Here is a 24,865-nt window from a genome sequence, read left to right as displayed (position 1 = left end):
GACTTACGATAGTATTTCCACACTACCACCAACTGAAGCTACAGATTTTTTTGCAGCTTCTGACGCAAAATCAACATGAAACACAAATTTTTCGCTCAACTTACCCTTATTAAGAAGTTTAATTTTACCCTTAATAGACTTTATAAAACCTAATTTATACAGCCTCTCCTTATCTATAACAGAGTCTTTCACTATTTTTTTAGCTTCCATTAAGCGCTGTATATCGCCAACATTAATTATAGAGTATATGCTCCTACGTATAGGCTTAAAACCTCTTTTAGGCAAACGAGTATATATAGACTGTTGTCCACCCTCAAAACCATTTATAGAAACTCCACTTCTAGCCTTCTGCCCTTTATGCCCTCTACCGGATGTTTTACCTTTACCACAACCGATACCTCTACCCAGCAACTTAGGCTTCTTTTTCTTAGATAATTTAGTAAATATAGAGTTTAATTTTACAGCATCATTCATACTTCACCTGTTTCCAACTATCTCGCTAATCTTTTTGCCTCTTTTGCTTGCTACCTGACGAGGAGATAACATACTATCAAAAGCCTTAAACACCGCACATATAACGTTATGAGGATTATTTGATCTAGTGGATTTAGCTACCACATCCTTTATACCTAACACCTCAAAAACTGATCTAATCGCTCCACCAGCAATAATACCTGTTCCGGCTCTTGCGGTTCTTAAAACTATCTCACCAGAACAAAATTTAGCTTTAATATCATGATGCAAAGTTCTACCTTCACGCAAGTACACTCTAATCATTGATTTCTTTGCAGCATTTACAGCTTTGACTCTTGCTTCAGCAACTTCTGCGTGCTTACCTATTCCACACCCTACCCTACCCTTCTCATCGCCAACAACAACCAAAATTGAAAATGAAAATCTTCTACCACCTTTGGTAACCGTTGTCACTCTTCGTACCGAAACTAAAAGTTCTGATAAATCATTATTATTTTGTAAATTCTTTATAGCCATATTCAAAACCTTCTAAAATTCAAATCCAGAACTTCTTAAAGCCTCAGCAAATTGAGAAACTAATCCTGTGTATTTATACGCTCCACGATCAAACGTAAGCTGCTGCTCTAATTTCATGCCAGACAGACGCTCAACCATTAAAGAAGAAACCTGTTTTATAGTTTCAGCGTTGACTTTCCCTTTACATACATCCTTAATTTTAGCATCCAAAGTAGAAGCTGAAGTGAGAGTTATTCCTTTTACATCATTAATTAACTGGACATAAAAATGCCTATTAGATTTAAATATGGATATACGTAAACGTTCAGCGCTCTTGTCAAGCTTCGCTCTATTACGTAACTTCCTTTTTTCAGAATTACTTAAAAAATTATACGATCTTTTCATTTTTATTACTTCTTTTTACTTACAACCTTACGCAGCATAAATTTGCCTTTTATTACAACACCCTTACCTTTATAAGGATCATATTTTCTAATTTTGCATATATCAGACGCCACCATATAGACCTTCTGCTTATCCATACCACTAACTACTAAGTGAGTTGGCTTTATGCACTTAATCTCAACATCTTTAGGCACTTTATATTTAACATTATGGCTATAACCAAGATACAAAGTCAAATACTTACCATCACACTCTGCCTTATATCCCACACCGTTAATCTCAAGATTAACAGAAAAACCATCAACCATGCCGTTAATGATATTATTAATATTACTCCTATAAGTGCCCCACATAGGCTTTATTTTATCATAATTATCTTTATCTTGATCAACAGAAAGCAATAGCTGATTATCAATAATCTGACATACAACATCCCTGATCAAGCTAACTTCCTTTTCAGCCTTAGCACTCTTTATTAACATACTACCATTATTATATTCAACTGAAACACCAGCAGGAATATTGATAGGAGCAGCACCTATACGAGACATGAATTTCTCCTATTATTTAAAACACACGACACAAAACTTCTCCACCAACCTTTAACTTATGTGCATTATAATCAGTCATCACTCCTTTGGGTGTCGATATAATAAAAATACCAAGACCATTATATGCTTTAGAAATGTCCTTATACTTAGAATAACGACGACAACCAGGCTTTGACACCCTAACTATGTCACTAATTACAGGTGACTTCTCATAATACTTCAATTTTACAATGAAAGAAGGTAAATTATCTACAACTTGCTTTTCATAATCAAGGATATACCCTTCCTCTTTTAAAATCTCCAATATAGAAGAATTCATCTTAGAAAATAGTACCCTTGTTGCCCTATGCATTGCCAATTGAGCATTACGTATCCTTGTTAAAAAATCACCAATACTATCAGATAACGCCACAATATACTCCTTATATTATATTTACCAACTAGACTTTGTAACTCCTGGAATTTGCCCAAAAGAACATAAATCACGCAAAACAATTCTACATAAACCAAATTTTCTATATACTCCCCTTGGTCTCCCAGTTAAAGCACACCTATTTCTAATTTTGGTTTTAGAAGAATTTCTAGGCAATTTTTTAATTAATTTATTTTGAGCTGTAAACCTTTCTACAATAGACAAATTCTTATTATTTATTATAGATTTCAATTTTTCTCTTTTTTCTTTATATTGATCGCACAACTTTATTCTGCGAAGATTTCTTTCTATCATAGATTTTTTTGCCATATATTTCTCCTCTCAATTAATCAAAAAAAGGAAATTTAAGAGCCAGTAATAATTCCTTTGCTTCCTTATCACTAACTGCACTTGTTATAATATTAATATCCATACCTCTAATTTTACTTATTTTATCATAGTCTATTTCTAAAAACGAGATATGTTCCTTTATACCAAAGGAAAAATTACCATTACCGTCAAATTGCTTCACACTAAATCCTCTAAAATCTTTTTCCCTTGGCAAAGCAATATATATCAATCTTTCTAAAAACTCATACATTTTATCTCTACGCAAAGTTACTTTGCAACCTACTGTAGCACCTTTTCTGATCTTGAAGCCAGAAATAGATTTTTTTGCAAAAGTTGATAAAGGCTTCTGCCCAGCAATCAAATATAGGCTATCAAGTGGTTCATTTATTGCTTTACTATCTGTAGCAGCATCTCCAACGCCCATATTGATACACACCTTGACAAGTTTAGGCACTTGCATTATATTGCCGTAATTAAACTTATCCTTCAAGGACTTTACTATGCTATCTTTATACAATTCTTTAAACATATCAACCTAATCTATCACTTCTCCAGAAACTTTTGCAAAACGCACTTTTCTACCGTCTATAACCTTAAACCCCACTCTAGTTGGAGTTTTATATTTAGGGTCCAATGTTGCAACGTTGGATATATCAATAGCTAACTCTTTATTTAATATACCACCACTACTACCAGCTTTTGGTTTAGTATGTCTCTTATGCACATTCACTCCAGAAACAATTACTTTCTTTTTAGCATCACGTGCTATAACTTTGATTACCTTACCAATTTTTCCCTTATCTTTACCAGTTAAAACTATAACGTCGTCACCACTTTTTATTTTAGCACTCATTATAAAACCTCAACAGCTAATGACATTATCTTCATAAAAGAACCAGATGATAACTTTTTTACCGGACCAAACACCCGAGTGCCAAGTGGTTCACCTTGATCGTTAATCAAAACTACAGCATTGCTAGAAAAACGAATTACAGAACCATCAGATTTTCTAATAGGGCTTTTCACCCTCACCACAACTGCTCTATATACTTTTCCCTTCTCAACTTTCCCTCTTGGAGTAATAGATTTAGTAGATACAATAACCGTGTCACCTATAGATGCAGACTTTCTACCACCCAATAAACCAATACAAAGCACTGCACGCGCGCCAGAATTATCAGCTACTTCCAACAATGTATTTTTTTGAATCATATAAATATCCTATTCAATGTGAGCTATTAACAATAACCCATTTTTTAGTAGTAGAAATAGGCTTGTGTTCTTGTATTAAAACCTTGTCCCCTTCTTTACAACTATTATTCTCATCATGTGCTGTATACTTCTTGTATTTTTTTATAACCTTTTTATACAGCTCATCCTTATACACTTGTAATACCGAAACCTTTACAGTCTTATCACACTTAGCCTTAGTTACAGTACCACAAAAAACCTTTTTAGGCATTCTTTTCCTCTCTTCTTCTTTTATTTAATGTAGTTAAAATACGAGCTATGCTCTTTCTTATTAAGCTAAAACGCGAAATATTGTTGCACTGGCCCAGCTTCTTTTGAAAAACCAAATTAACAAACTCTTTTCTCAAATTCACAAGAATTTCATGCAATTCTTGCGAGGACCTCGATTGAATGTCAGCTATATCCATTGCAACTCCATTTAATTATGATTAGATACAAATTTACACTTCATAGGAAGCTTAGCAATTGCCTTTTCAAGCGCCAATCTTGCTAAATGCATGGGAACATCACTGCTAATTTCAAACAACATTCTACCGGGCTTAGCTTTAAATACCCAAAACTCAACACTACCTTTCCCTTTACCCATACGCACATCCGCCGGCTTTTTACTAACAGGGGTATCAGGAAAAATTCTTATCCACACTTTACCAGAGCGTTTTAATGTTCTAGATATTACACGCCTTGCAGTTTCAACATGCTTAGATTGAATCCTACCTGCTTCCATAGCCTTTAGACCATAATCTCCAAAAGATAATGTGCTACCACCTTTCGTGTTACCCTTAATTCGTCCTTTAAATACTTTTTTATATTTACTTTTTTTAGGAATAAACATTTCAATATACCTAATTAGTTACCAATATAAACCCAGACCTTAACTCCTATGATGCCATATATAGTTTTTGCTTCAGCAAAAGCATAATCTATATTAGCACGTAAAGTATGCAAAGGCAAACGGCCTTCTTTATACCACTCAGTACGAGCTATCTCAGCTCCGCCAAGGCGCCCAGAACAACTTACTTTAATACCTCTAGCACCCATCCTCAAACAACTTTGAATAGCTTTTTTCATCGCTCTTCTAAATGAAACCCTTTTTTCTAACTGCTGTGCAATGCTGTTTGATATTAAAACTGCATCTATTTCAGACCTTTTAACCCCTACTACATTCACTTCCACATTATTTTTTACTTTTTCAGCTATCTTTTGCTTTATCTTCTCAATATCCGAGCCTTTCTTACCTATTATCACTCCAGGTCTAGAAGAATGTATTATTACAGATACCAAATCGATCGTACGCTCTATAATTACTTTAGAAACACCAGCATGCTTAAAAGATTCATTTATATAACTGCGAATAGATAAATCTTGATGCAACCCTTGTTTATAACCCTTCTCAGCATACCAAATAGATGACCAAGTATTAATTATTTTTAACCTAAATCCTTTAGGATTAACGTTTCCCATATTTTTGCACTTTCCTTATTAATTTTCTATTTTTATGAATCATATAATTTCCCCCAATTTTACAGTTATATTACTATAACGTTTACTAACTCTATTAGCTCTACCCATAGCTTTTGGACATACCCTACGCAAAGTAAGAGACTTACCTATTAAAATTTCTTTTATATATAAATTATCGATATCCAATCCATAATTTTGAGCATTAGCAATCGCAGAATTTAATACCTTCCTTATAAGACCTGCAGCTTTCTTTTCACAAAATCTTAATTGCACAGCGGCAAAAGAAACTTTTTTATTACGTACTAAACCAGCAACCAAATTCAATTTACGAGGAGTTGATTTTAAAACCCTAGAACCAGCTTTAACTATTACATCTCTGTTTTTCATATCAATTACCTTCTTGTCGCCTTTTTATCACCACTATGCCCAGTAAATTTACGAGTGGGTGAAAACTCACCAAACTTATGACCTATCATATTCTGATCATTAACATTCACAAGAATGTAATCCTTACCATTATAAACAGCAAACTTTAAACCTAAACAATTAGGAAGAATTACAGAAGCCCTGGAATGAACTTTTATAGCCATGTTAACAAACCCCTTGTTTACAGCATTATTCACCGACTTTAATATAGAAGGATGACAAAAAGGAGGCTTCCATGCAGATCTACTCATAAACTAACCTTTCAATTGTTTTATATACTTATCACTAGATTTATTTCTCCTTCGAGTTTTCTTTCCTTTTGTTGCAACACCCCAAGGAGTAACAGGATGACGACCACCAGAGGTTTTTCCTTCCCCGCCTCCATGAGGATGGTCAACCGGATTCATTGCAACTCCACGTACAGTAGGTCTAATCCCAAGCCACCTACTTCTCCCAGCTTTACCCAACTTTCTATTCTTATGGTCAGGGTTAGATACTACACCAATAGTAGCCTTGCAAGAAGATAAAATCAACCTAATTTGACCAGACCTGAGTCGTAATAAAACATATTGGCCATCACGACCAACGATTTGTGCATAACAACCAGCAGCTCTAGCAATCGCAGCACCATTACCTGGCTTCAGCTCAACATTATGAACGAAAGAACCAACAGGTATATGCTTGAGTAGTAAACAATTCCCTGGCAAAATATCAGCATCATTCCCAGCTGTAACAACATCACCTGGCTTCATACCTTGAGGAGCTAATATATAAGACTTAATATCATCTTCCTTATATGATATTAACGCCAAAAACCCACTTCTATTTGGGTCATACTCTATTTTTTCAACTATACCTTGACCACTTCTATTACGCTTAAAATCTATCACTCTATACTTCTTTTTGTGACCACCACCCCTATGACGAGTTGTAATTCTACCATGATTATTTCTTCCACCACTGGACTTTTTACCGGATGTAAGAGACTTTTCTGGCTCATCTTTTGATAAACCAACTTTACTTACTAACACAGTCCCACGAGAAGACGGAGTAACAGGATTAAAAAATTTCATACCCATACTAAACGCTCGTTATATCTAATTTTTGACCATCCATCAAAGAAAAATAAACTTTCTTTTTCTGTTTTTCACAACCAATCACACCCCTAAAACGCCTATATTTAGGCTTAATTCTAACAACATTTATAGAAGAAATTTTAACATCAAATAGAGACTCTATTGCCAACTTTATTTGACGCTTATTTACATTTACAAAAACATACAAAGAATATTTATTAAACTTCTCCCTCAAAAAAGAGGCCTTTTCTGTAATTATAGGAGATTTTATTATATTATTATATTTGATCATAACAATCTACCTTCAAGATGCTTTAAAGTATCCTTTGTCAACATCACGCATTCGTGATTCAATATATCAAAAACATTTAACCCAATAGGTTTGATTAAGTCTACATAGTGCAAGTTTTTAGCCGCACGCAACAAATCATCTCCATAATCACCAACTATCAAAAAGGAAGAAAATTTAAAATTTTTAATACATTTACACATTTCAGACGTTTTCTTCACATCAATATTTAAATTATCCAGAATAATTACTTGATTATTTAAATACTTTAGAGATAAAGCAATTTTTAAACCAAATTTGCGTACCTTCTTATTAAGAGAATAAGTATGACTCCTCACAACAGGGCCGAAAATAATCCCACCACCTCTAAATTGAGGAGATCGCAAGCTCCCTTGTCTTGCCCTACCGGTACGTTTTTGACCATAAGGTTTAGCTGTTGTACCAGAGACATCACTAATACCTTTTGTTTTATGAGTACCAGCTCTCCTCTTCGCTAATTGCCATCTCACTATATCATGCAAAATACTCAATTTTTGCTTAGCAGAAAATATCAAAGGATTGAGCTGAGCAGTACCTACATTATCATTAGATAGATTAACTAAATTACATTCCATAACTAACTTACCAAATTACTAGCATCATCATTTACATCTAACAGTAAACCTACCGGAAAAGGAACATCTTTATGTAAAGATTTTTTAACTGCATCTCTTACAAAAACATAGGAATTTTTAAACCCAGGAACATTATTACCCTTCACAGCAATTATACTATTTTCATGATCAATGGATAATATCTTCATATTTTGTGCAGTTATCCTGCTGTTACCTAAATGACCAGCCATTTTCTTTCCTTTGAATACTCTACCAGGATCCTGACATTGGCCAGTGGAACCTTGTGATCTGTGAGCAATAGAAACACCATGAGATGCCCTAAGCCCACTGAAATTATGTCGCTTCATCACACCAGCAAATCCTTTACCTATAGAATAACCCGTAATATCAAGATATTGACCAACCACAAAATGATTGATTCCCACTTTTTTACCACATTTTATTCCCGACAGGTCATTTAATCTACTTTCGTATAACTTACATTTATTATTTATATCCTTTTTCTTTAAATATTCCAACTGAGGTTTTGCTATATTTTTAAAATCTCCTGTGCCTAAAATGACTGAATTATAGCCACATTTATCTTGTCCTTTTATATCAATAATATAAGTTTCGCTGAGATGCAATAAAGTTACAGCCATGCGACTATTGTCAGAATACACAGCAGTATGACCAATATTCATCATTAGTAAACCAATTCTCCTCAGCGAATTTATTCTCTTCATTTCCTTCTCCTAAACCTTAACTTCCTTGACTTTTAAATCCACTTCTACGCCAGCAGAAAAAGATAAACCTGTAAGCATCTGCATCATAGTAGGAGTAAGATCATGTAAAACAATCAAACGCCTAGAAGTTCTCATTTCAAACTGTTCACGAGATTTTTTATCAACGTGAGGAGACCTATTAACAATAAATTTAGAATCTTTCCTTGGCAACGCAATCGGACCAGATAATTTTGCACTGGACCGCTTTAATTCATCAACAAATTTTCGAACACACTCCTCCAATAAAGAACAATCGAAAGCCTTAATGTTAATATATATATCTTGCTTCATCTTAGTTACTACACTCACTCCAAAATTTCAGAAACAACACCAGAACCAACAGTTCTACCGCCTTCTCTTATCGCAAAACGCAATCCCTTATCCATTGCTATCGGTACTTGCAATTCTACTTCTACACTCACATTATCTCCTGGCATTACCATCTCCTTCCCATCTAGCAATTTTATGCTCCCAGTTACATCCGTTGTCCTTAAATAAAACTGTGGCTGGTAATTCGCAAAAAATGGTGTATGCCTTCCTCCTTCCTCTTTCTTTAATATATAAACCTCCGCCTTAAACTTTCTATGCGGTGTTATCGTCCCCGGTTTCGCTAATACTTGCCCTCTCTCCACTTCTTCTCTTTTTGTTCCTCTTAACAATATTCCTACATTGAGTCCTGCACTTCCCTTATCCAGCAACTTCTTAAACATCTCAACACCTGTGCATATCGTCTTTTGCGTCGCTTGCAGACCTATTATCTCTATCTCTTCTCCCGTCTTTATCTCTCCCTTCTCTATTCTTCCTGTTACCACTGTTCCTCGCCCCGATATCGAAAATACATCTTCGATTGGCAATAAAAATGGTAAATCCACAGGCCTTGGTGGAACCGCTACATATTCATCTAACTTTTCCATCAATTTGTCTATTGATTTCTTTCCATATTCGCTGCTGTCATCCTCCAGCGCCTTGAGTGCTGAACCAACCACCACAGGCACTTCATCCCCTGGAAATCCGTATTTACTCAGTAATTCCCTCACTTCCATTTCTACTAAATCTATCATATCAGCATCAGCAACATCAGCTTTATTTATATACACCACGATATATCCAACACCTACCTGCTTCGCCAGCAATATATGCTCTCTCGTTTGTGGCATTGGCCCATCAACCCCCGACACTACCAATATCGCCGCATCCATCTGTGCTGCACCTACTATCATGTTCTTTACATAGTCAGCGTGTCCAGGACAATCAACGTGTGCATAATGCCTTTTTTCCGTCTGATACTCAACATGCGCTGTTGCTATCGTTATCCCCCTCTTCCTTTCTTCTGGCGCTTTATCTATCTGATCGTACGCTACAAAATTTCCATAATGCTTCGTTATCGCCGCTGTTAACGTCGTCTTCCCATGATCCACATGTCCTATTGTTCCCACATTTACATGCGGCTTTCCAAATGCTTCCACTATTGCTGTCATAATTTAAACTTTTCTACCTAAAATACAAATACATCAATAAATAATATGTTGATTTTATAAAAATACAACAAAAAAAAAGAGCGGATAGTGGGAATCGAACCCACGTCACTAGCTTGGAAGGCTAGAGCTCTACCATTGAGCTATACCCGCACAATGGAGGAGGTAGGATTCGAACCTACGTACGCTCACGCGGACAGATTTACAGTCTGTTACCTTTAACCACTCGGTCACTCCTCCGCAAAAATTTGTTAAGAGAACACTATTTTAGCATCTTAACTTAAGCTCTTATTGTATTTAATACTAAACGCCTAAAATTAAAAAATCAAGCAATAAAACCTACCCTGATTAAAATCACGCAGATTTCATTTTATACAACACAATATTGTCAATAAAACGTTTAAACAAATAATGCGAATCATGCGTACCTGGCGCTTCTTCTGGATGGTATTGCACAGAAAAGACTGGGTAATCCTTCATCATTATTCCCTCTACACTATTATCAAATAGAGAAATGTGAGTAATTTCAACATTACTTAGAAGAGAAGCTGAATCAACAACGAAACCATGATTTTGGCTAGTGATCTCAACTTTTCCACTAATTACATCATAAACTGGATGGTTACTCCCTCGGTGACCTATATCCATCTTGATGGTCTTTGCCCCCAAAGTAATCGCAAGTAATTGATGGCCCATGCATATGCCAAAAATTGGTATTTTAGATTTTATAATAATGTCTATTTCTGAAACTACACTTTCTCCTATTTCTTGCGGATCACCAGGACCATTTGAAAGCACTATCCCATCTGGATTCATACTCAACACTTTTTGAGCAAAACCTGTGCTTGGTCTGATTAATTCAACTGTACAACCAAGTTCTACTAAGCGTGAAACTATACTGATTTTTACGCCAAAATCAACGATTACAACCCTATATTTTGCATTAAGGTCACTTTTAAAATTACTATGCAAGCTGACTTTATTGGTTATTTCTATCCCATTTACAGATTTGTATTCCTTCAATTTGTCCAACGCATGTGCCTTACTCGATGAGCATATCATTCCATTTTGAGATCCATGTTCTCTCAAATGTCTCGTTAAAGCTCTAGTATCAACTCCTGATATCCCAATCACGTTATTTTTCTCTAACCAATCATTTAAACTGATATATGAAGAAGGGTGGGACATAGAAGAAAGTTCACGCATAACCACACCACTTGCAAAAATTTTCTTTCCTTCATTATCCTTATGGTTTATTCCAACGTTACCAATATGAGGAAAAGTGAACGTTATAATTTGATCGGCAAAAGAAGGATCAGTTATAGTATGCTGATAACCGGTCATACCAGTGGTAAAACAGACCTCACCTATGCATTTGCCTTTTTTACCTACTGATTTTCCCCAAAAGCACTTGCCATCTTGTAAAATTAAAACTGCGTCCTGCACTTCATTATCTATTTAACTGATTCAAAACAGTATACAAGAATTTCAAATAATACGTAACTCTTTCTAAAATTCCAAACTTAACCACGAAGCAGCAAAAAATAACATGAAAAACTTTTAATACAATCTTTCATATAAAATATATAGTTGACTACCTTCATATTTCGTATTAGATATAGGTAAATCATAAGTAAAGTGGAGGGTAGTAATGAACACTGGTACAAATCAATCAAAAAAAATAAATGAGAGGTGGTTAGCTGGGGGAATTGGCGCGCTATTATTTGTAATGATGCTACCGTCGATTCTTCTTTTAGCAAAAATAGCTATAGGGCTAATTATGGTTTCAGTTGCAGCAATAGCGATAAAAGTTGCCTTAAAAACAATATCGAATGCTTTAGAGGATAAACAGGCAGATCAAAGCCAAGCGACGCAACAAACAACACAAAGTAAAATTATAAACCTGGCTATTGGATTAACATCTATATTCGTAGGAGGATTATCACTATTCATTATAGCACAAACTGGCTTAATTGCAGCATGTGCAGCTATAACTGCTTTAGCTCTACACGAATATGTTAAAAATCAAGAAATAGGAAAAGAGATAAATGATAAGTTCGATAAGGTAGCTGACGATACAATCAATTTTATTGTTAGCAGTGTTGAAAAACTTATTCCAACAAAGCCGCCAGGCATAACAGCCTAAACTGTCTCCGTTCAGGGCATAAGTGTTACAAGTAGCATTATATAAAGCGATTAATGGCACCCTCCTGATAATAGAATAATTGTATCTGTTCAGGGGCATCGCAAATATTGAAGCAAAAGTGGTCAGTGCTTACTATACGAATATTGTGATTTGAATCCACTAGGGAGGATGTCATCCCAGTGCCCAGACACTGGGATCCAGGAATTTTGATTAGAGATTAAATTGGTGAGTATAAAAGTAGCTAATCCTACGTTAAAATACAACGTTTTTAATGGGACTGCGTAAAAGGGCTGGATTCCAGTGTCAAGCACTGGAATGACACCTTTGTGTTTGAGGCAAAACCTGCTATAACATTTCTTCGCAAACAAACGTTCGTACAGTTATGTATCAGCTACTTTCATGGCACCATTTGTTGTAAACTCACATTTCTCTATGATTATCTTTATTTGCCGCTTTCCTGAACGGATGCTCTACAGTTATTTCCTCATTAATAGAGCGAGGTGCACCGGAACCAGGTACAACGATATTCTCGTGCGATTGCATATCCTTCTTTTCCTCACATGGTGTTTGCTTAATGAAATGTGCTGCTAAAACTTCATGTAAAGCTTTACCTTTTATAAGCACAGCCTCGTTTTGCTTAGCTAACTCTAAAATTTTCTTTGGTTCAACATCTTTACCGTCAATAGTTGATTTTTTAATACTAACTTAACCTAAATTTATATTTAGAACAACAGTACAGTTAAGGTCTTTTCCAGATTCATCTTTTGCACCCCAACTAATTTCGATGTCACATATTGCAAATTTTATAAAGGAGTAGTTCCTCTGTTGTTTCTCATTCTTCTCAATTGTTACTATTCTTTCACCATTGCTGTATATTTTTGCTCTTTTTACCTCGCTTTTCTCTTCTTCCATTCTTTTAGTTTTTTCAGTGAAAAGACGACTGGTTTCTAAACTTTGTTCAGGTTTAGTAATGTTGATATTAAGATGGTCATAATGATTAAGAAGACGGTTTGCATATGGACATGGCACATAACACCCATCAAAGAAAGCAATTGCACTACCAGTTTTTAGAAATTCTTGTCCATCGCTCATTCCTTCACCAATTCGAATAAGATATCTACCCAACCTCTTTTTAAAATTTTCTTTTAACTCCTCCTGATCTTTAGAAGTAAGCTTCTTATCCAATATACCTATTATTTCTTTTCGCTTACTCAATACCACATAATTGAAAAGGAAAATATCATCCTCTCGATAATAATTTGCTATCTTGTCAAATGGATCTGCCGGCCAACCGTTATTATAATTTACGGAATCAGAAGAATCTTCACACTTGTTATCCTTAAAATCAAAATTCAATCTTTCAAAATCTGATAATACTTTTTCTGCCCTATCTTCAAAAGACCGAAGTCCATCTTAAAGTTCTTTTCCATAACTCATTCCTTTGTCAATTTGAAGAACATATTGACCATATTTCTTTCTAAACTCCTCCTGTTCTTCGAGGAGAGGAAGATTCCTATCTAATATATCGATTATTTCTTTCCGCTTATTCAATATCACGTAATTAAAGAGGGAACTCTTCCCCTTCTTTTCATAATCGTCTGCTATTTTGTCAAAACACTTATTATCCTTAAACTCCAATTCCTCAAAATCTGAGAGCACACTTTGTACCTGAGTCTCATCGAATTGAAGATTTGCTTGAGGAGATAGAAGAGTCAACTTTTCTTCACTTTCCTTGGTACTCGAATTTTTGTACAAACCATTAAATAGATTTATAACACTAGAAAACATTTCACACCTCTATTGTTATAAGTAAACTTGATTATATCTTAATGCTAAATGTTGTAAAGCTAAAATTAGAAACTAAAAAAGCTAACATAAGTTCTGCATTGTTTGCAGCTTCATCAGCCTATTAGGCAGAATTATTAAAGAATTAGTTGAATAGGTATTATGATTCAATTTAACTCCATCCACAAGTTCTCCGCTTGTTACTCCAGTTGCAATGAACACTGATTCACCTCTTGCCATATCTTTTACGGCGTAGACTTTTTCTGGGTCATCAATATTTAAATTTTTTGCTCTTTCTCTTAACTGATCCGTATCAAGTACTAATCTTCCCTCCATCTGTCCGTCGATAGAGCTTAGCGCTGCAGCCGCAAGCACTCCCTCTGGTGCTCCTCCTATACCGATATACATATCATGATTGCCATTTACTAGTGAAACTATGGCCGCAACATCACCATCATCTATTAGTTTAATTTTTGCTCCTAATTTCCTGATTTTCTCTATTAATTCACCATGCCTTTCACGTTTAAGTACAGTTACCACGAGATCATTCACTTTACATTTTTTTGCCTTGGCTAAATTGTCTAGATTCTTTTCAATGCTATTTTTTAGTGAGACTACACCCTCTGGAAGATTTTTTCCTACTGCTATCTTTTCCATATAAACATCAGGTGCATGTAAAAAATTACCTTTTTTCGTTGCAGCAAGAACGGACATTGCCCCTGATTTGTAATGAGCACAAATCGTAGTGCCTTCAAGTGGGTCAACAGCAATGTCAATCTCAGGACCATTTCCAGTGCCAACCTTCTCTCCAATATATAGCATCGGCGCTTCATCTCTCTCACCTTCACCAATTACGATGGTACCATTTATTTCCATTGAATTTAATACTGTACGCATTGCATCAACTGCAACCTGATCAGCCTTTTTTTCATCGCCGAAGCCTGCTAGTTTATATGCAGCAAGCGCTGCAGCTTCGGTCACTTTAACTAATTTATAGGCTAAATCTTCCATCATTTGCTTTAAGAACTATATTCAATATATATCATGCTGCTTGAAACTGCAATATGCCTTGACTGGTTGTGGGAAAGTTGCTATAATGAACTAACATATAGTAGTAGGGTTAGTTATGATATATAGTAATGATGATATTAGAGAGTTGTATCTAAATATAAATGAGACTGTAAAACAGAAGCCTCAAGCAAGTCTTGAAGAATTAAGTAAAGAGCTAAATGCAAGAATTGATCTAAAGCAAAAATTTCATAATGGCTGTGTGTTGGGAGATTTACTATTAGCACTTGCAATTGAAAAAAGTAATCTAGATTTTATAAAATTTCTCTTTAAAAATGAGCTAAAAATTATTAGTATCATTTCCCAACAAGAAGAAACATGCCATATTCCCAAAACTATAAATGGTCAATCTATATTAAATTACGCTGTCCATTTTGGTAATACCGAAATTTTAGATCTACTCTTACAAAATGTTAACGCAGAACAATCAAAGCTAATACCTAAAAGCAAGCTGTACAAGTTGTGTCAACAATTAAAGAGTAATGCGTTAGATAAGGCTATAGACAAAAACAATGAAAAACTTGTTACGTTACTCGTGTCAGCGATAGAGGAGAAACAAGAAAAGCAAAAAATATCTAATGAGGAAATTAAAGTAGGATCTGGCAGTAATAGTAATGCCACTAGTAAATCTATAGCAACATCAACAAAAAAAACAAATCCAACTACTGTACCAAATAGTGGTAACGGTAGGAGTGTTATTAATAAACCAGTATCTCCTGTAGTATCAACAAACGCCGGCACATCCGCTATGTCAAGCGGTAATGATAAGTCTAGTAATGTAAGAACTCACGGCGATGGTCTATCAAATCATACTATTACACCAAATAGTGGTAACGGTCAGCATCATAATAACAAAAATGAAACGCCTGTAGTAACAGTGCCTTCTATATTAACAAAGAAGACAAATACCAATCAAACTGTTACACCAAATAGTGGTAACGGTCAGCATCATAATAACGAAAATAAAACGCCTGTAGTAACAGGGATTGACCAAACTGCCACACCAAATAATGATAATAAAGCTAACGGCTTTGTAGATGCTCAATTTTCTATGCCAAATGAACAAGAAACTAAATATAAAGAGAGCAAAAAGGATTTTTACACCTCATTGACAAAAGATGTTGTTGGAGTTGTTATTACAGGATTATTCATTACTGCTGCTGTGATGGTTCCATTTGTAGCTGGTGCAGTAGTTTGCAGTGTCATAGCTGCTTTGATTGCAATATATACCGGGTTGCATGTAAAAAATTCTACATTACCAAGTTATAGGGAGATGAGAGAGAATGAAGTTGAACGTGTAACAGGATGTCATCCCAGTGCCCAGACACTGGGATCCAAAAGGCCATAATAAAAACTAGATTCCAGCGTCACGCGCTGGAATGACACCCTCTGGTGGGCTCAAACCATATGAGTAGCCAACACTGCCACTATACTTACCTAGCAAATTTAGATCTAACACTAAACTGTGCTGCCACTAACTTTGCAATCGGTACTCTATAGGGTGAGCATGAAACATAATCTACCCCTGATTCGATGAGAAACTCTATAGATTTTGGACCTGCTCCATGCTCTCCACATATACCCAGTTTTATTTCTTTTCGGGTTTTTTTGCCTCTTTCAATGGCTATCTTGATTAACTCCCCTACCCCTTCGATGTCCAGCACTTCAAATGGGTCGTTTTCGAATATGTTGCTTTCCTTATAAGAATCGAGGAAATTAACTGAATCATCTCTTGAAAGTCCCATGGTTGTTTGCGTTAAATCATTAGTGCCAAAACTAAAAAACTCTGCATGTTTTGCTAACTTATCAGCAATCAGTGCTGCTCTTGGTAGTTCTATCATCGTTCCAATTGAATAAGCCTTGTCTGATGTCATTCCAGCGCGTGACGCTGGAATCTGCGTCTGGATCCCAGCTGAGATAACAGAGGATTCTTTCTTTGCTAGCTCGCATATCAGAATAAATTCTTTCTCGCTCATGATAAAAGGAATCATGATTTCAGGCTCCACTTCTATCTTCTTTTCTTTCTTTAATTCACTTGCAGCACTAAGTATTGCCCTAATCTGCATGCTATATATTTCAGGATGAGAAATAGCAAGTCTACAACCTCGATGGCCAAGCATTGGGTTCTTTTCTGATAACTGTGCTATTTTATTTTTTACTGACTCAACTGACTTACTAAGTGATTTGGCAATTTTTTCTATAGTAGACTGATCATTGGGTAAAAATTCATGCAAAGGTGGATCAAGCAACCGTATAGTGACTTCCCTGCCCTCCATAATAGAAAATATTTCTTTGAAATCAGACTTTTGCATTTCTTCTAGTTTAATGAGCGCATTTGCCCTTTCATTTTCATCGCCAGCTATTATCAATTTTTGAATGAATTCGATTCTATCACTAGCGAAAAACATATGTTCTGTGCGACATAAGCCTATACCTTCTGCACCGAATTCTTTTGCAATTTTTGCATCTTTTGGAGTATCAGCGTTCGCTCTCACTTTGATCGTTTTGATTTCATCTATCCAGTTGATTATCGTTTTGAATTCTTGCGATAATTCAGGTGAAATTGTAGGAAGAATGCCAAGCATAACCTCCCCTGTTCCTCCGTTGATGGTAATTGGTTCACCTTTATTTACTTTTGCATCCCCTACAGAAAAGAAAGTTCCATCTTTATCGATATAAAGTCCACTCACACTGCAAATGCATGGCTTACCCATTCCACGGGTTACAACAGCAGCATGCGAGGTCATCCCTCCCCGTGCTGTTACTATGCCACTTGCAGCATTCATTCCATTAATATCTTCAGGACTCGTTTCTGACCTTACTAAAATCACTTTTTTACCCTGCTCTGCAGCTTTTTCAGCATCACTTGCACTAAACACTACATATCCAGAAGCAACCCCTGGAGAAGCCGGCAGTCCCTTCCCTATTACTTTCTGGTCACCCTTAACGTCAAGAACTGGATGCAATAAATTGTCAAAAGTTTTTGGATCAATTCTCAATATTCCTTCTTCTTTTGTAATCGTTCCTTCGTTTACCATATCAACTATTATGCGAATAGCAGCTTCAGCCGTGCGCTTGCCAGACCTAGTCTGCAAAATCCATAACTTACCGTCCTGCACAGTAAATTCGATATCCTGCATGTCTTTATAATGCCTTTCAAGTTTTTCACATACCACGCATAATTCTCGGTAGACACTTGGCAGCAACTTCTCCATGGTGTTTTTTTGCTCTCCGTCAATTGGCATAGGAGTATAAACACCAGAAACCACATCCTCACCCTGAGCATTAATCAGAAATTCACCAAAGTATTTTTTTTCTCCAGTTGAAGGATTTCGTGTAAATATCACACCAGTTGCAGAATTATCATTTAAATTACCAAAAACCATTGCTTGCACGTTGACCGCTGTTCCAAGGTTTTCAGGAATATTATGTATTCTTCTATAGGAAACAGCCCTATCATTTTTCCAAGAGGCAAATACTGCATTAACTGAGTTTAACAATTGCTCTTCAACGTTCTGCGGGAAATGTTTCTCAGTTTTTTCATATACTATCTTTTTAAAATCGTTAACAATTCTCTTTAAAACATCAACATCAAGATCAGCTAAGCTTTTTGCTCCACTCTTTTGCTGCTCATTATCAACAACATCTTGAAATAGGTGATGATCAAGCTGTAGTACAACATTGGAGTACATCATGATGAAACGGCAGTAGCTATCGTAAGCAAAACGTTCGCCACTTTTTTTTGCAAGCCCAACAACGGTTTCATCATTTAGACCAACATTTAAAATAGTATCAAGCATGCCCGGCATTGAACTAACACTACCAGAGCGTATTGAAACTAATAAAGGATTATTTAAATCCCCAAATTTACAACCGATGTCATTTTCGAGCATCGCCATGTAGTTTTTGATTCCACTACATATGTCATTCCAGTGCGTGACCACATTTTTTTCTGGATCCGAGTAGTCAGCTACTTGGATAACAGAAGATCTATTGTCTTGATAATAGACTTTGCAAGCAGAGGTGGAAATTGTGAAACCAGGTGGAACAGGAATGCCAACATTGCACATTTCTGCTAAATTTGCCCCCTTTCCTCCCAGCAGATTTTTCATTTCTGCATTGCCTTCGCATTTACCCTGGCTAAAGTAATGTATTAACTTTTCCCCCATCATTTTCTCCGGATTTTCACTGACAAACACATTGTACGTATAGTTCCAATAAACCTGTGAGAACTTGAAACCTTAGGATAATAAATTTTACAAAATTTTGCAACAACGTTCCTTCTGGCAACATCAGTAAAGTTAACAAAAAAGATGACAAATTATTGAATTATTATCAATAAGAATATATAATATAAAGATACATTTAAAAATTTTTTTATGGCTCTTTCTAAATTTCTCGACCCCAAGAATGATGTTGCGTTCGTGCGACGTGAAAAGTCGCTTATTAAATTGTTTCGCAGGTCACCCTGACTAAACCGAGTGTTTTGCCGCTCGTACCCTACTAGACTGTACAAAAGCAGTAATGCTTTGTGCAAAGCGTTTAGGACAATGAACCCGCCTGAAAAGGAGAAGTTCGGTCTGCGAAGAAAGAACAATGCTATAAGTGTCGAGTTGGCACGGGGGCTAGGGTTAATGGTATGGATAGCGCAAGCAAATGATCCTAAGCATCGTTACGTCGAACAAGCCAAAGACACTGATAGGCTTGAACCAAAAGGTAAGTAGACTGGTTATCAAACTGAACGCATTTGATACGCAAACATCAAGGTCACCGGTGTAGAGATCAATCCTAACCCGTTGTTGTTTAATAGGTGGAACAAGGAAACCCCATATATCTCTGAGTACCAATATTGGATATTCAGTAAGGTCGATCGTGAGAAAGGCTTATGGGTATGTGGGATTGGGAGTGTGGAAAAAGTGAACGCTCATCTGTAATGGATGTGATACAGGTTTAACGTTACCTGGCTCGAAAGAGAACTGACGTCCACAATGGTCATCTTGGACAAGATTGTTTGTAAAACTTTTAAAGAGAGGAAAGCAGATGGTTACAGGTAAAATTGTAAGTGCACCTTTCGGTACTGCCGAGCACTGGAACCAAATTAATTGGTCTCAATGTAAGAAAAAAACCAGGAAGCTACAAGCTCGTATTGTTCAGGCAACAAAAGATGGGAGATGGAATAAAGTGAAAACTTTACAACATCTTCTCACACGTAGTTTTAGTGCTAAAGCATTAGCAGTGAAACGCGTAACTTCGAACAAAGGAAAATACACGGCTGGTGTTGATAATCAGTTGTGGCAAAGTCCTTCAGCTAAATCTCAAGGAATTGCTAGCCTAAAGCGACGTGGATATCGCTCTCAACCTATGAGACGCATTTATCTAATCAAGCCTGAGGGCGGCAAGCGGCCGATTAGTATTCCAACTATAAAAGATCGTGCGATACAAGCCTTATACCTTATGGGCTTGGACCCTGTTGCAGAAACAATAGGAGACACTCACTCATATGGATTCAGGGTGCATCGTTCAGCAGCAGATGCGGTAAGTCAAATTTTCATAACATTGGCAAGACGTGATGCTCCGCAATGGATTTTAGAGGAGGATATTAAGAAGTGTTTCGATGAAATAGACCACCACTGGTTGAAAAACTCAATTCCAATGGAAAAGAGTATCCTAAATAAATGGTTAAGGTCTGGATTCGTAGAAAGACGAATGCTACATCCCACAATAGCAGGAACTCCACAAGGTGGAATTATATCTCCTGTACTTGCTAATTTAACTCTCGACGGTCTTGATGATGTTTTCAATAAACATTTCGGAAAAAAGGGAACCAAAAAACGCAAGAAATATGGTGTACACATGATCCGCTATGCGGATGATTTTATAGTAACTGGAAAATCGAAAGAAACTCTAGAGACTAAAGTCAAACGGCTTGTAGAGGACTTCCTGAGCCAAAGAGGGCTATCTTTATCGGCAGGAAAGACAAAGATCACACACATAGAACAGGGATTCGATTTTCTCGGTCAGACAGTACGCAAGTACAAAACAAAACTAATCATCAAACCTTCAGAAAAAAGTGTAAACAGACTTCTGAAGCGCATCCGGTACCTAATTCGCAAGAAGAACGCAGAAACCCAAGAAAAAGTAATTGATATGCTTACACCTCAAATTCGAGGATGGGCCAATTACCATCAAGGAATATGTGCGAGAAAAGCTTACGAAAAAGTGGACCATGAGATCTTCAAAGCCTTATGGCACTGGTCAAAACGCAGACATCCTAATAAAGGATTACGTTGGATTAAAGGTAAATACTTTAAAGTCAAGGAGTCTCGAAAATGGTGTTTTGCAGTACTGGCTAAGAATAAAAACATAATTGAATGGAAAGAACTCTTCCAAGCGACAAGTGTACCAATTCGCCGCCATAAGAAAATTAGAGCAGTAGCTAACCCCTATGATAAAGAGTGGTATGCTTACTTTAAAGAACGTCAATCAAAAAAACTCTTCTCTTTGCAAAAATGGTAAGGTATGATTAATGTTAGTTCTAAGAAGGAATTTGATATGTCCAAATATTCGATAAAAACTGTTGCCGTTTCTAAAGAAAAGGACTTAAGGTGGCTCGAGCCGTATGAAGGGAAACTTTCACGTACGGTTCCTAGAGGAGGGTTCGATGGGTAAATATCTTAGTCCATTGAACTCTTACTCTTTCCGGCGTATTTTTGGTACTGAAAAAAGTAAAGACATCCTCATTCACTTTCTCAATGATATTTTGGGGTTCACTGGCAAAGATGAAATAAAAGAAATAGAATTCCTCAGCACTATTCAAGATGCTGGAATTGCCTCTAAAAAACAAAGTATCGTTGATGTTCTTTGCAGGGATGAAAATGGGGTGCAAGTAATAGTCGAAATGGTGCGACCTGAAAGTCTTCGGTCATATTGTTTAAAAGGAGAGGAATTCCTTCAGAAAGAAACTGAAAGAATCCTAAAACTTATTAAACCAGATGTTTTGCCATCTGAGTCTACGCATCAGTGCGAATCGGGTAACCGGTTGGTGCCGAGCGATGCGGACAATGAACCTCCTCTTGATAAAGAAGATGCTCAATCGTGAGAGAAAGCATAAACTACAAGCATCATGTGGTTGGAGGGCTAGGCTTAGTGGTATGGTGAACGTAAGTGAAGCTTCATAAGTATCGTAACGATTAAAGAGCTAAAGATGCTGATAAGCTCCGACCAAAAGGTAATGTGACATTTTTCATTTCTGGATGTACGCAAATCACCGGTATAGAGAAGCCACCTAACCCACTGTTGTATGATAGAAGGAACAGGGTAAGCCTGTATTTTCGCCTATATGGCAGGCAACCCGCAAGGAATGCTGATGGATGTGCAGGTAAAGGATAATGGAGAAAGCGAATGCCATTTTGTAACGAAATGGATAGAATTTGTAACATTAATTCGCGTGAAAACGAGCAGACTTCCATTTGGTCCCTCATGACAAGAAACTTTGTTAACCACTTAAGGTAGGAAAGCAGATGATTACAAGTACAACTGTAAGTGCACCTACCAACAACTCCGAAGCATGGAACCAGTTACTCCGGAAGAAATGCCAAAAAGTTGTTATGAGGCTACAAAGACGTATTGTTAAGGCTGTCCAACAAGGAAGATGGGGTAAGGTGAAAGCTTTACAACATCTTCTCACACGCTCCTTTAGTAGCAAAGCTTTAGCTGTTAAAAGAGTAAATGAAAACCACGGAAAAACACGGCAGGTGTAGATCGTCAACTGTGGTTAACTTGCAATGCTAAAATTCAAGGAATAAAGCAGTTAAAGCAAAGAGGATATAAACCTTCCCCGCTAAAACGAATTTATATCAATAAATCTAATGGCAAAAGAAGACCTCTTGGAATACCCACGATAAAAGATAGAGCTATGCAAGCATTGTATTTGTTTGCTCTGGAACCGATATCTGAAACAATCAGTGATCGTCACTCCTACGGCTTTAGGCCCAAAAGATCCTGCGCAGATGCTATTAAGGCTTGTCACTTATTATTGGCAAGGCGCAATCGACCACAATGGATATTAGAAGGCGATATCAAAGGGTGCTTTAACAACATTAACCATGAATGGCTTATGAAGCATATTCCTATGGAGAAAAAAATTCTCCACAGTTGGTTAAAGGCTGGTTTCCTAGAGTCAAAAACCTTGTATCCCACAACTGCTGGCACTCCGCAAGGAGGTATAATTTCTCCAATACTAGCTAATTTTACCTTAGATGGTCTTGAACGGTTATTAGAAAGTCGCTTTGGTAAATTAGGTAGCAAAAGAAGAGACAAAATCAGAAGTGGAGTAAATTTAATCAGGTACGCAGACGACTTTATTATTTCAGGTTTCACACATGAGTTACTGGAAGATGAAGTCAAGCCTATGGTATCATCCTTTCTTCGTGAAAGAGGTCTAGCTCTGTCAGAAAAAAAGACAAAGATTACATTTATTACAAAAGGGTTCGACTTTCTTGGCTGTAATGTGCGTAGATATAGTAAGAAATTATTTATTACGCCTTCGAAGGAAAGTATTAAGAGATTTCTTAAAAAAGTGCGTGCATTAATAAAAGCAAATATAGGCAGTTCACAAGCTGTAGTAATTAAATCACTCAACCCTTTATTAAGAGGATGGGAAAACTACTACCGTCATGTGTGTGCTAAAAAAGCGTTCAGCAAGATAGACAATGAAATTTGGCATAGTTTATGGAAATGGGCAAAGACAAGACATCCCCGTAAAGGATTACGTTGGATAAAAAATCGTTACTTTAAAGTAATGAATCATCGTCAATGGGTCTTTGCTACTTCTGTATGCAAGAACAAACCAAAGGAAATAAGGTTTATGAGCTTACTCAAACTAAGCGACATTCCTATTAGACGTCATGTTAAAATCAGGGCGGATGCAAATCCACTTGACTTAAAATGGAAAAAGTATTTTGATGAGAGAGTGAAACGAACAAGAATGTTAGCAAGCTCCTTTTCAAGAGAAGGTTCTCTACTGTTAGTGTCACCACTAAAGTTGATGTATTCTGAGGATTTATGAAAGACAAGCCGGTTCGAGAAAAGAAGAACTTAGATAAGGGGCTCAAGCGTAGTGTGGGGAAACCTGCATGCTGCGTTTCTAAGGGAGGGAGTAGTAGTAATACTGCTTCCTTACCTGACCAGGTCGCTAAAACAAAAGGATTTGAAAAACGTGCCCAATACTATGCTGCTAAAGCTTACTCAAGGCAAGCTGATAAAGGTGACCAGTATCATAACCTTAAGGAAATTATCTTTATTGCTATAGCAGATTGTATCCTGTTTCCGGACAAGTCTGAGTATAAATCAAAGCATACTATTCGGGATGAAGATACTAATGAACACGATCTAAAAGATTTTTACTTCATATTTATTGAATTGCCAAAATTTCCAAAAACTAAAGAGGATCAGCTTTCAAATATAGTTGAAAAATGGATCTACTTCTTTAAATATGCAGATGAGACTAGTGAGGAAGAGCTGGAAAAAATAATAGGTAGTGATGTAATAATTAAAAAGGCCTATGAAGAACTAAATAGATTCAACTGGTCAGAGAAAGAATTTATTGCCTACGAACAGGAAATAAAACGTATTCGTGATGAACGGGCTGTTCTTGAACAAAAACTTGATGATGCTAAAAAGGAAGGAAAAATTGAAGTTGCAAAAACAATGCTGGCTAATAATGTTGATGTCACCACTATTGTTAAGTTTACTGGCCTCTCCATGAGTGAGATCAAAGAATTGCAGAATTAAGTGGACCCGCAAACGGTTACACGAAATAAT

34 protein-coding genes, 2 tRNA genes and 1 pseudogene are annotated in these 24,865 nt (G+C 36.4%); 8 read left to right on the top strand and 29 right to left on the bottom strand.

All coding sequences use genetic code 11. The annotated features are described in order from the left end of the window. Positions 1–3: 3 nt before the first annotated feature. The 24 genes from rplO to carA all read right to left on the bottom strand — a co-directional run bounded on the left by rplO (position 4) and on the right by carA (position 11,490). On the bottom strand, positions 4–474 hold the full coding sequence (rplO, locus tag ONI09_RS02950) for a 50S ribosomal protein L15 (RefSeq protein ID WP_265014366.1): 471 nt from the start codon (positions 472–474) through the stop codon (positions 4–6). A 3-nt stretch (positions 475–477) separates the two neighbouring features. Continuing rightward, positions 478–990: a 30S ribosomal protein S5 gene (gene rpsE / locus ONI09_RS02945; RefSeq protein ID WP_010962748.1), complete on the bottom strand. Its 513-nt coding sequence runs from the start codon at positions 988–990 to the stop codon at positions 478–480. Between the two features lie 12 nt (positions 991–1,002). Further along, entirely contained in the window at positions 1,003–1,374 is a 372-nt protein-coding gene (rplR, locus tag ONI09_RS02940; protein ID WP_006279867.1) for a 50S ribosomal protein L18, read from the bottom strand. A 5-nt stretch (positions 1,375–1,379) separates the two neighbouring features. After that, entirely contained in the window at positions 1,380–1,925 is a 546-nt protein-coding gene (gene rplF, locus ONI09_RS02935; protein ID WP_007551152.1) for a 50S ribosomal protein L6, read from the bottom strand. A 16-nt stretch (positions 1,926–1,941) separates the two neighbouring features. Beyond that, entirely contained in the window at positions 1,942–2,337 is a 396-nt protein-coding gene (rpsH, locus tag ONI09_RS02930) for a 30S ribosomal protein S8 (protein WP_007551150.1), read from the bottom strand. Positions 2,338–2,358: 21 nt separating this feature from the next. Next, positions 2,359–2,667, bottom strand: a complete 309-nt coding sequence (gene rpsN / locus ONI09_RS02925) for a 30S ribosomal protein S14 (RefSeq protein ID WP_006279345.1) — start codon at positions 2,665–2,667, stop codon at positions 2,359–2,361. Positions 2,668–2,683: 16 nt separating this feature from the next. Next, the gene (gene rplE, locus ONI09_RS02920) at positions 2,684–3,217 is read right to left on the bottom strand and encodes a 50S ribosomal protein L5 (protein WP_010962750.1); all 534 of its coding nucleotides are present in this window, start codon (positions 3,215–3,217) and stop codon (positions 2,684–2,686) included. A 6-nt stretch (positions 3,218–3,223) separates the two neighbouring features. Further along, entirely contained in the window at positions 3,224–3,541 is a 318-nt protein-coding gene (gene rplX, locus ONI09_RS02915; protein WP_006279347.1) for a 50S ribosomal protein L24, read from the bottom strand. Continuing rightward, on the bottom strand, positions 3,541–3,900 hold the full coding sequence (rplN, locus tag ONI09_RS02910; protein ID WP_006279348.1) for a 50S ribosomal protein L14: 360 nt from the start codon (positions 3,898–3,900) through the stop codon (positions 3,541–3,543). The genes rplX and rplN overlap by 1 nt, the downstream gene beginning before the upstream one ends. Positions 3,901–3,913: 13 nt before the next feature. Next, a complete protein-coding gene (gene rpsQ / locus ONI09_RS02905; RefSeq protein ID WP_007549925.1) occupies positions 3,914–4,150 on the bottom strand; it encodes a 30S ribosomal protein S17 in 237 nt (78 codons plus the stop codon). Beyond that, positions 4,143–4,346: a 50S ribosomal protein L29 gene (gene rpmC, locus ONI09_RS02900; RefSeq protein WP_265014365.1), complete on the bottom strand. Its 204-nt coding sequence runs from the start codon at positions 4,344–4,346 to the stop codon at positions 4,143–4,145. Before rpmC ends, rpsQ begins: the two co-directional genes overlap by 8 nt. Positions 4,347–4,357: 11 nt before the next feature. Further along, the gene (gene rplP, locus ONI09_RS02895) at positions 4,358–4,771 is read right to left on the bottom strand and encodes a 50S ribosomal protein L16 (protein WP_265014364.1); all 414 of its coding nucleotides are present in this window, start codon (positions 4,769–4,771) and stop codon (positions 4,358–4,360) included. Between the two features lie 14 nt (positions 4,772–4,785). Then, positions 4,786–5,400 (bottom strand): 30S ribosomal protein S3, encoded by a 615-nt coding sequence (gene rpsC / locus ONI09_RS02890; protein ID WP_010962753.1) that lies wholly within the window; start codon positions 5,398–5,400, stop codon positions 4,786–4,788. 39 nt (positions 5,401–5,439) lie between these two features. Continuing rightward, the gene (rplV, locus tag ONI09_RS02885; RefSeq protein WP_265014363.1) at positions 5,440–5,787 is read right to left on the bottom strand and encodes a 50S ribosomal protein L22; all 348 of its coding nucleotides are present in this window, start codon (positions 5,785–5,787) and stop codon (positions 5,440–5,442) included. 5 nt (positions 5,788–5,792) lie between these two features. After that, a complete protein-coding gene (rpsS, locus tag ONI09_RS02880) occupies positions 5,793–6,077 on the bottom strand; it encodes a 30S ribosomal protein S19 (RefSeq protein ID WP_265014362.1) in 285 nt (94 codons plus the stop codon). 3 nt (positions 6,078–6,080) lie between these two features. Further along, entirely contained in the window at positions 6,081–6,905 is an 825-nt protein-coding gene (rplB, locus tag ONI09_RS02875; protein ID WP_015589143.1) for a 50S ribosomal protein L2, read from the bottom strand. A gap of 1 nt (position 6,906) precedes the next feature. After that, entirely contained in the window at positions 6,907–7,194 is a 288-nt protein-coding gene (locus tag ONI09_RS02870; protein ID WP_265014361.1) for a 50S ribosomal protein L23, read from the bottom strand. Beyond that, complete coding sequence (gene rplD, locus ONI09_RS02865) at positions 7,191–7,805, bottom strand: 50S ribosomal protein L4 (protein ID WP_012673183.1); 615 nt, start codon at positions 7,803–7,805, stop codon at positions 7,191–7,193. Before rplD ends, ONI09_RS02870 begins: the two co-directional genes overlap by 4 nt. Positions 7,806–7,807: 2 nt before the next feature. Beyond that, positions 7,808–8,530 carry a 50S ribosomal protein L3 gene (rplC, locus tag ONI09_RS02860; RefSeq protein WP_265014360.1) on the bottom strand — a complete coding sequence of 241 codons (723 nt, stop codon included), beginning with the start codon at positions 8,528–8,530 and terminating at the stop codon, positions 7,808–7,810. 9 nt (positions 8,531–8,539) lie between these two features. Then, on the bottom strand, positions 8,540–8,860 hold the full coding sequence (gene rpsJ / locus ONI09_RS02855) for a 30S ribosomal protein S10 (RefSeq protein WP_012673184.1): 321 nt from the start codon (positions 8,858–8,860) through the stop codon (positions 8,540–8,542). A gap of 14 nt (positions 8,861–8,874) precedes the next feature. Beyond that, complete coding sequence (gene tuf / locus ONI09_RS02850) at positions 8,875–10,047, bottom strand: elongation factor Tu (protein ID WP_253303165.1); 1,173 nt, start codon at positions 10,045–10,047, stop codon at positions 8,875–8,877. A 79-nt stretch (positions 10,048–10,126) separates the two neighbouring features. Continuing rightward, positions 10,127–10,197 (bottom strand) — tRNA-Gly (locus ONI09_RS02845). A 4-nt stretch (positions 10,198–10,201) separates the two neighbouring features. Further along, a tRNA-Tyr gene (locus ONI09_RS02840) sits at positions 10,202–10,284 on the bottom strand. A gap of 114 nt (positions 10,285–10,398) precedes the next feature. After that, positions 10,399–11,490, bottom strand: a complete 1,092-nt coding sequence (carA, locus tag ONI09_RS02835; RefSeq protein WP_265014359.1) for a glutamine-hydrolyzing carbamoyl-phosphate synthase small subunit — start codon at positions 11,488–11,490, stop codon at positions 10,399–10,401. A 205-nt stretch (positions 11,491–11,695) separates the two neighbouring features. Between carA and ONI09_RS02830 the strand changes: the two genes are divergently transcribed. After that, positions 11,696–12,190, top strand: coding sequence for a hypothetical protein (locus tag ONI09_RS02830; protein ID WP_265014358.1), 495 nt, complete (start codon positions 11,696–11,698; stop codon positions 12,188–12,190). Between the two features lie 420 nt (positions 12,191–12,610). On the opposite strand, the gene ONI09_RS02825 is transcribed toward ONI09_RS02830, so the two are convergent. The 4 genes from ONI09_RS02825 to glpX all read right to left on the bottom strand — a co-directional run bounded on the left by ONI09_RS02825 (position 12,611) and on the right by glpX (position 14,986). Continuing rightward, the gene (locus ONI09_RS02825) at positions 12,611–12,814 is read right to left on the bottom strand and encodes a hypothetical protein (protein WP_265014357.1); all 204 of its coding nucleotides are present in this window, start codon (positions 12,812–12,814) and stop codon (positions 12,611–12,613) included. Positions 12,815–12,895: 81 nt separating this feature from the next. After that, positions 12,896–13,546, bottom strand: coding sequence for a hypothetical protein (locus ONI09_RS02820; RefSeq protein WP_265014356.1), 651 nt, complete (start codon positions 13,544–13,546; stop codon positions 12,896–12,898). Positions 13,547–13,603: 57 nt separating this feature from the next. Beyond that, positions 13,604–13,978: a hypothetical protein gene (locus ONI09_RS02815; RefSeq protein WP_265014355.1), complete on the bottom strand. Its 375-nt coding sequence runs from the start codon at positions 13,976–13,978 to the stop codon at positions 13,604–13,606. Positions 13,979–14,059: 81 nt separating this feature from the next. Next, complete coding sequence (gene glpX / locus ONI09_RS02810) at positions 14,060–14,986, bottom strand: class II fructose-bisphosphatase (RefSeq protein WP_265014416.1); 927 nt, start codon at positions 14,984–14,986, stop codon at positions 14,060–14,062. 115 nt (positions 14,987–15,101) lie between these two features. On the opposite strand from glpX, the gene ONI09_RS02805 reads away from it, so the two are divergent. Further along, positions 15,102–16,391 carry an ankyrin repeat domain-containing protein gene (locus ONI09_RS02805; protein WP_265014354.1) on the top strand — a complete coding sequence of 430 codons (1,290 nt, stop codon included), beginning with the start codon at positions 15,102–15,104 and terminating at the stop codon, positions 16,389–16,391. 85 nt (positions 16,392–16,476) lie between these two features. Here the strand turns inward: ONI09_RS02805 and ppdK are convergent, their stop codons facing one another. Next, complete coding sequence (ppdK, locus tag ONI09_RS02800; RefSeq protein ID WP_265014415.1) at positions 16,477–19,212, bottom strand: pyruvate, phosphate dikinase; 2,736 nt, start codon at positions 19,210–19,212, stop codon at positions 16,477–16,479. Positions 19,213–20,083: 871 nt separating this feature from the next. Between ppdK and ltrA (ONI09_RS02795) the strand changes: the two genes are divergently transcribed. The 6 genes and pseudogenes from ltrA (ONI09_RS02795) to ONI09_RS02770 all read left to right on the top strand — a co-directional run bounded on the left by ltrA (ONI09_RS02795) (position 20,084) and on the right by ONI09_RS02770 (position 24,835). Then, on the top strand, positions 20,084–21,559 hold the full coding sequence (ltrA, locus tag ONI09_RS02795) for a group II intron reverse transcriptase/maturase (protein WP_265013824.1): 1,476 nt from the start codon (positions 20,084–20,086) through the stop codon (positions 21,557–21,559). A gap of 145 nt (positions 21,560–21,704) precedes the next feature. Continuing rightward, positions 21,705–21,944, top strand: a pseudogene (locus tag ONI09_RS06820) (PD-(D/E)XK nuclease family transposase); the annotation flags it as partial. A 438-nt stretch (positions 21,945–22,382) separates the two neighbouring features. Beyond that, on the top strand, positions 22,383–22,526 hold the full coding sequence (locus ONI09_RS02785; RefSeq protein ID WP_173862902.1) for a hypothetical protein: 144 nt from the start codon (positions 22,383–22,385) through the stop codon (positions 22,524–22,526). 37 nt (positions 22,527–22,563) lie between these two features. Next, positions 22,564–22,803, top strand: a complete 240-nt coding sequence (locus ONI09_RS02780) for a reverse transcriptase N-terminal domain-containing protein (RefSeq protein ID WP_265014352.1) — start codon at positions 22,564–22,566, stop codon at positions 22,801–22,803. A gap of 8 nt (positions 22,804–22,811) precedes the next feature. Beyond that, the gene (ltrA, locus tag ONI09_RS02775) at positions 22,812–24,110 is read left to right on the top strand and encodes a group II intron reverse transcriptase/maturase (protein ID WP_320109953.1); all 1,299 of its coding nucleotides are present in this window, start codon (positions 22,812–22,814) and stop codon (positions 24,108–24,110) included. Further along, complete coding sequence (locus ONI09_RS02770; protein WP_265014351.1) at positions 24,107–24,835, top strand: Rpn family recombination-promoting nuclease/putative transposase; 729 nt, start codon at positions 24,107–24,109, stop codon at positions 24,833–24,835. Before ltrA (ONI09_RS02775) ends, ONI09_RS02770 begins: the two co-directional genes overlap by 4 nt. The last annotated feature ends 30 nt before the right edge of the window (positions 24,836–24,865 follow it).

The organism is Wolbachia endosymbiont of Drosophila pseudotakahashii (genome assembly GCF_026015925.1).
In the GTDB taxonomy this organism is placed as follows: Bacteria; Pseudomonadota; Alphaproteobacteria; order Rickettsiales; family Anaplasmataceae; genus Wolbachia; species Wolbachia pipientis.
Note: the sequence above shows the minus strand (reverse complement) of the source record. Positions and strands in the feature narration are given on the sequence as shown.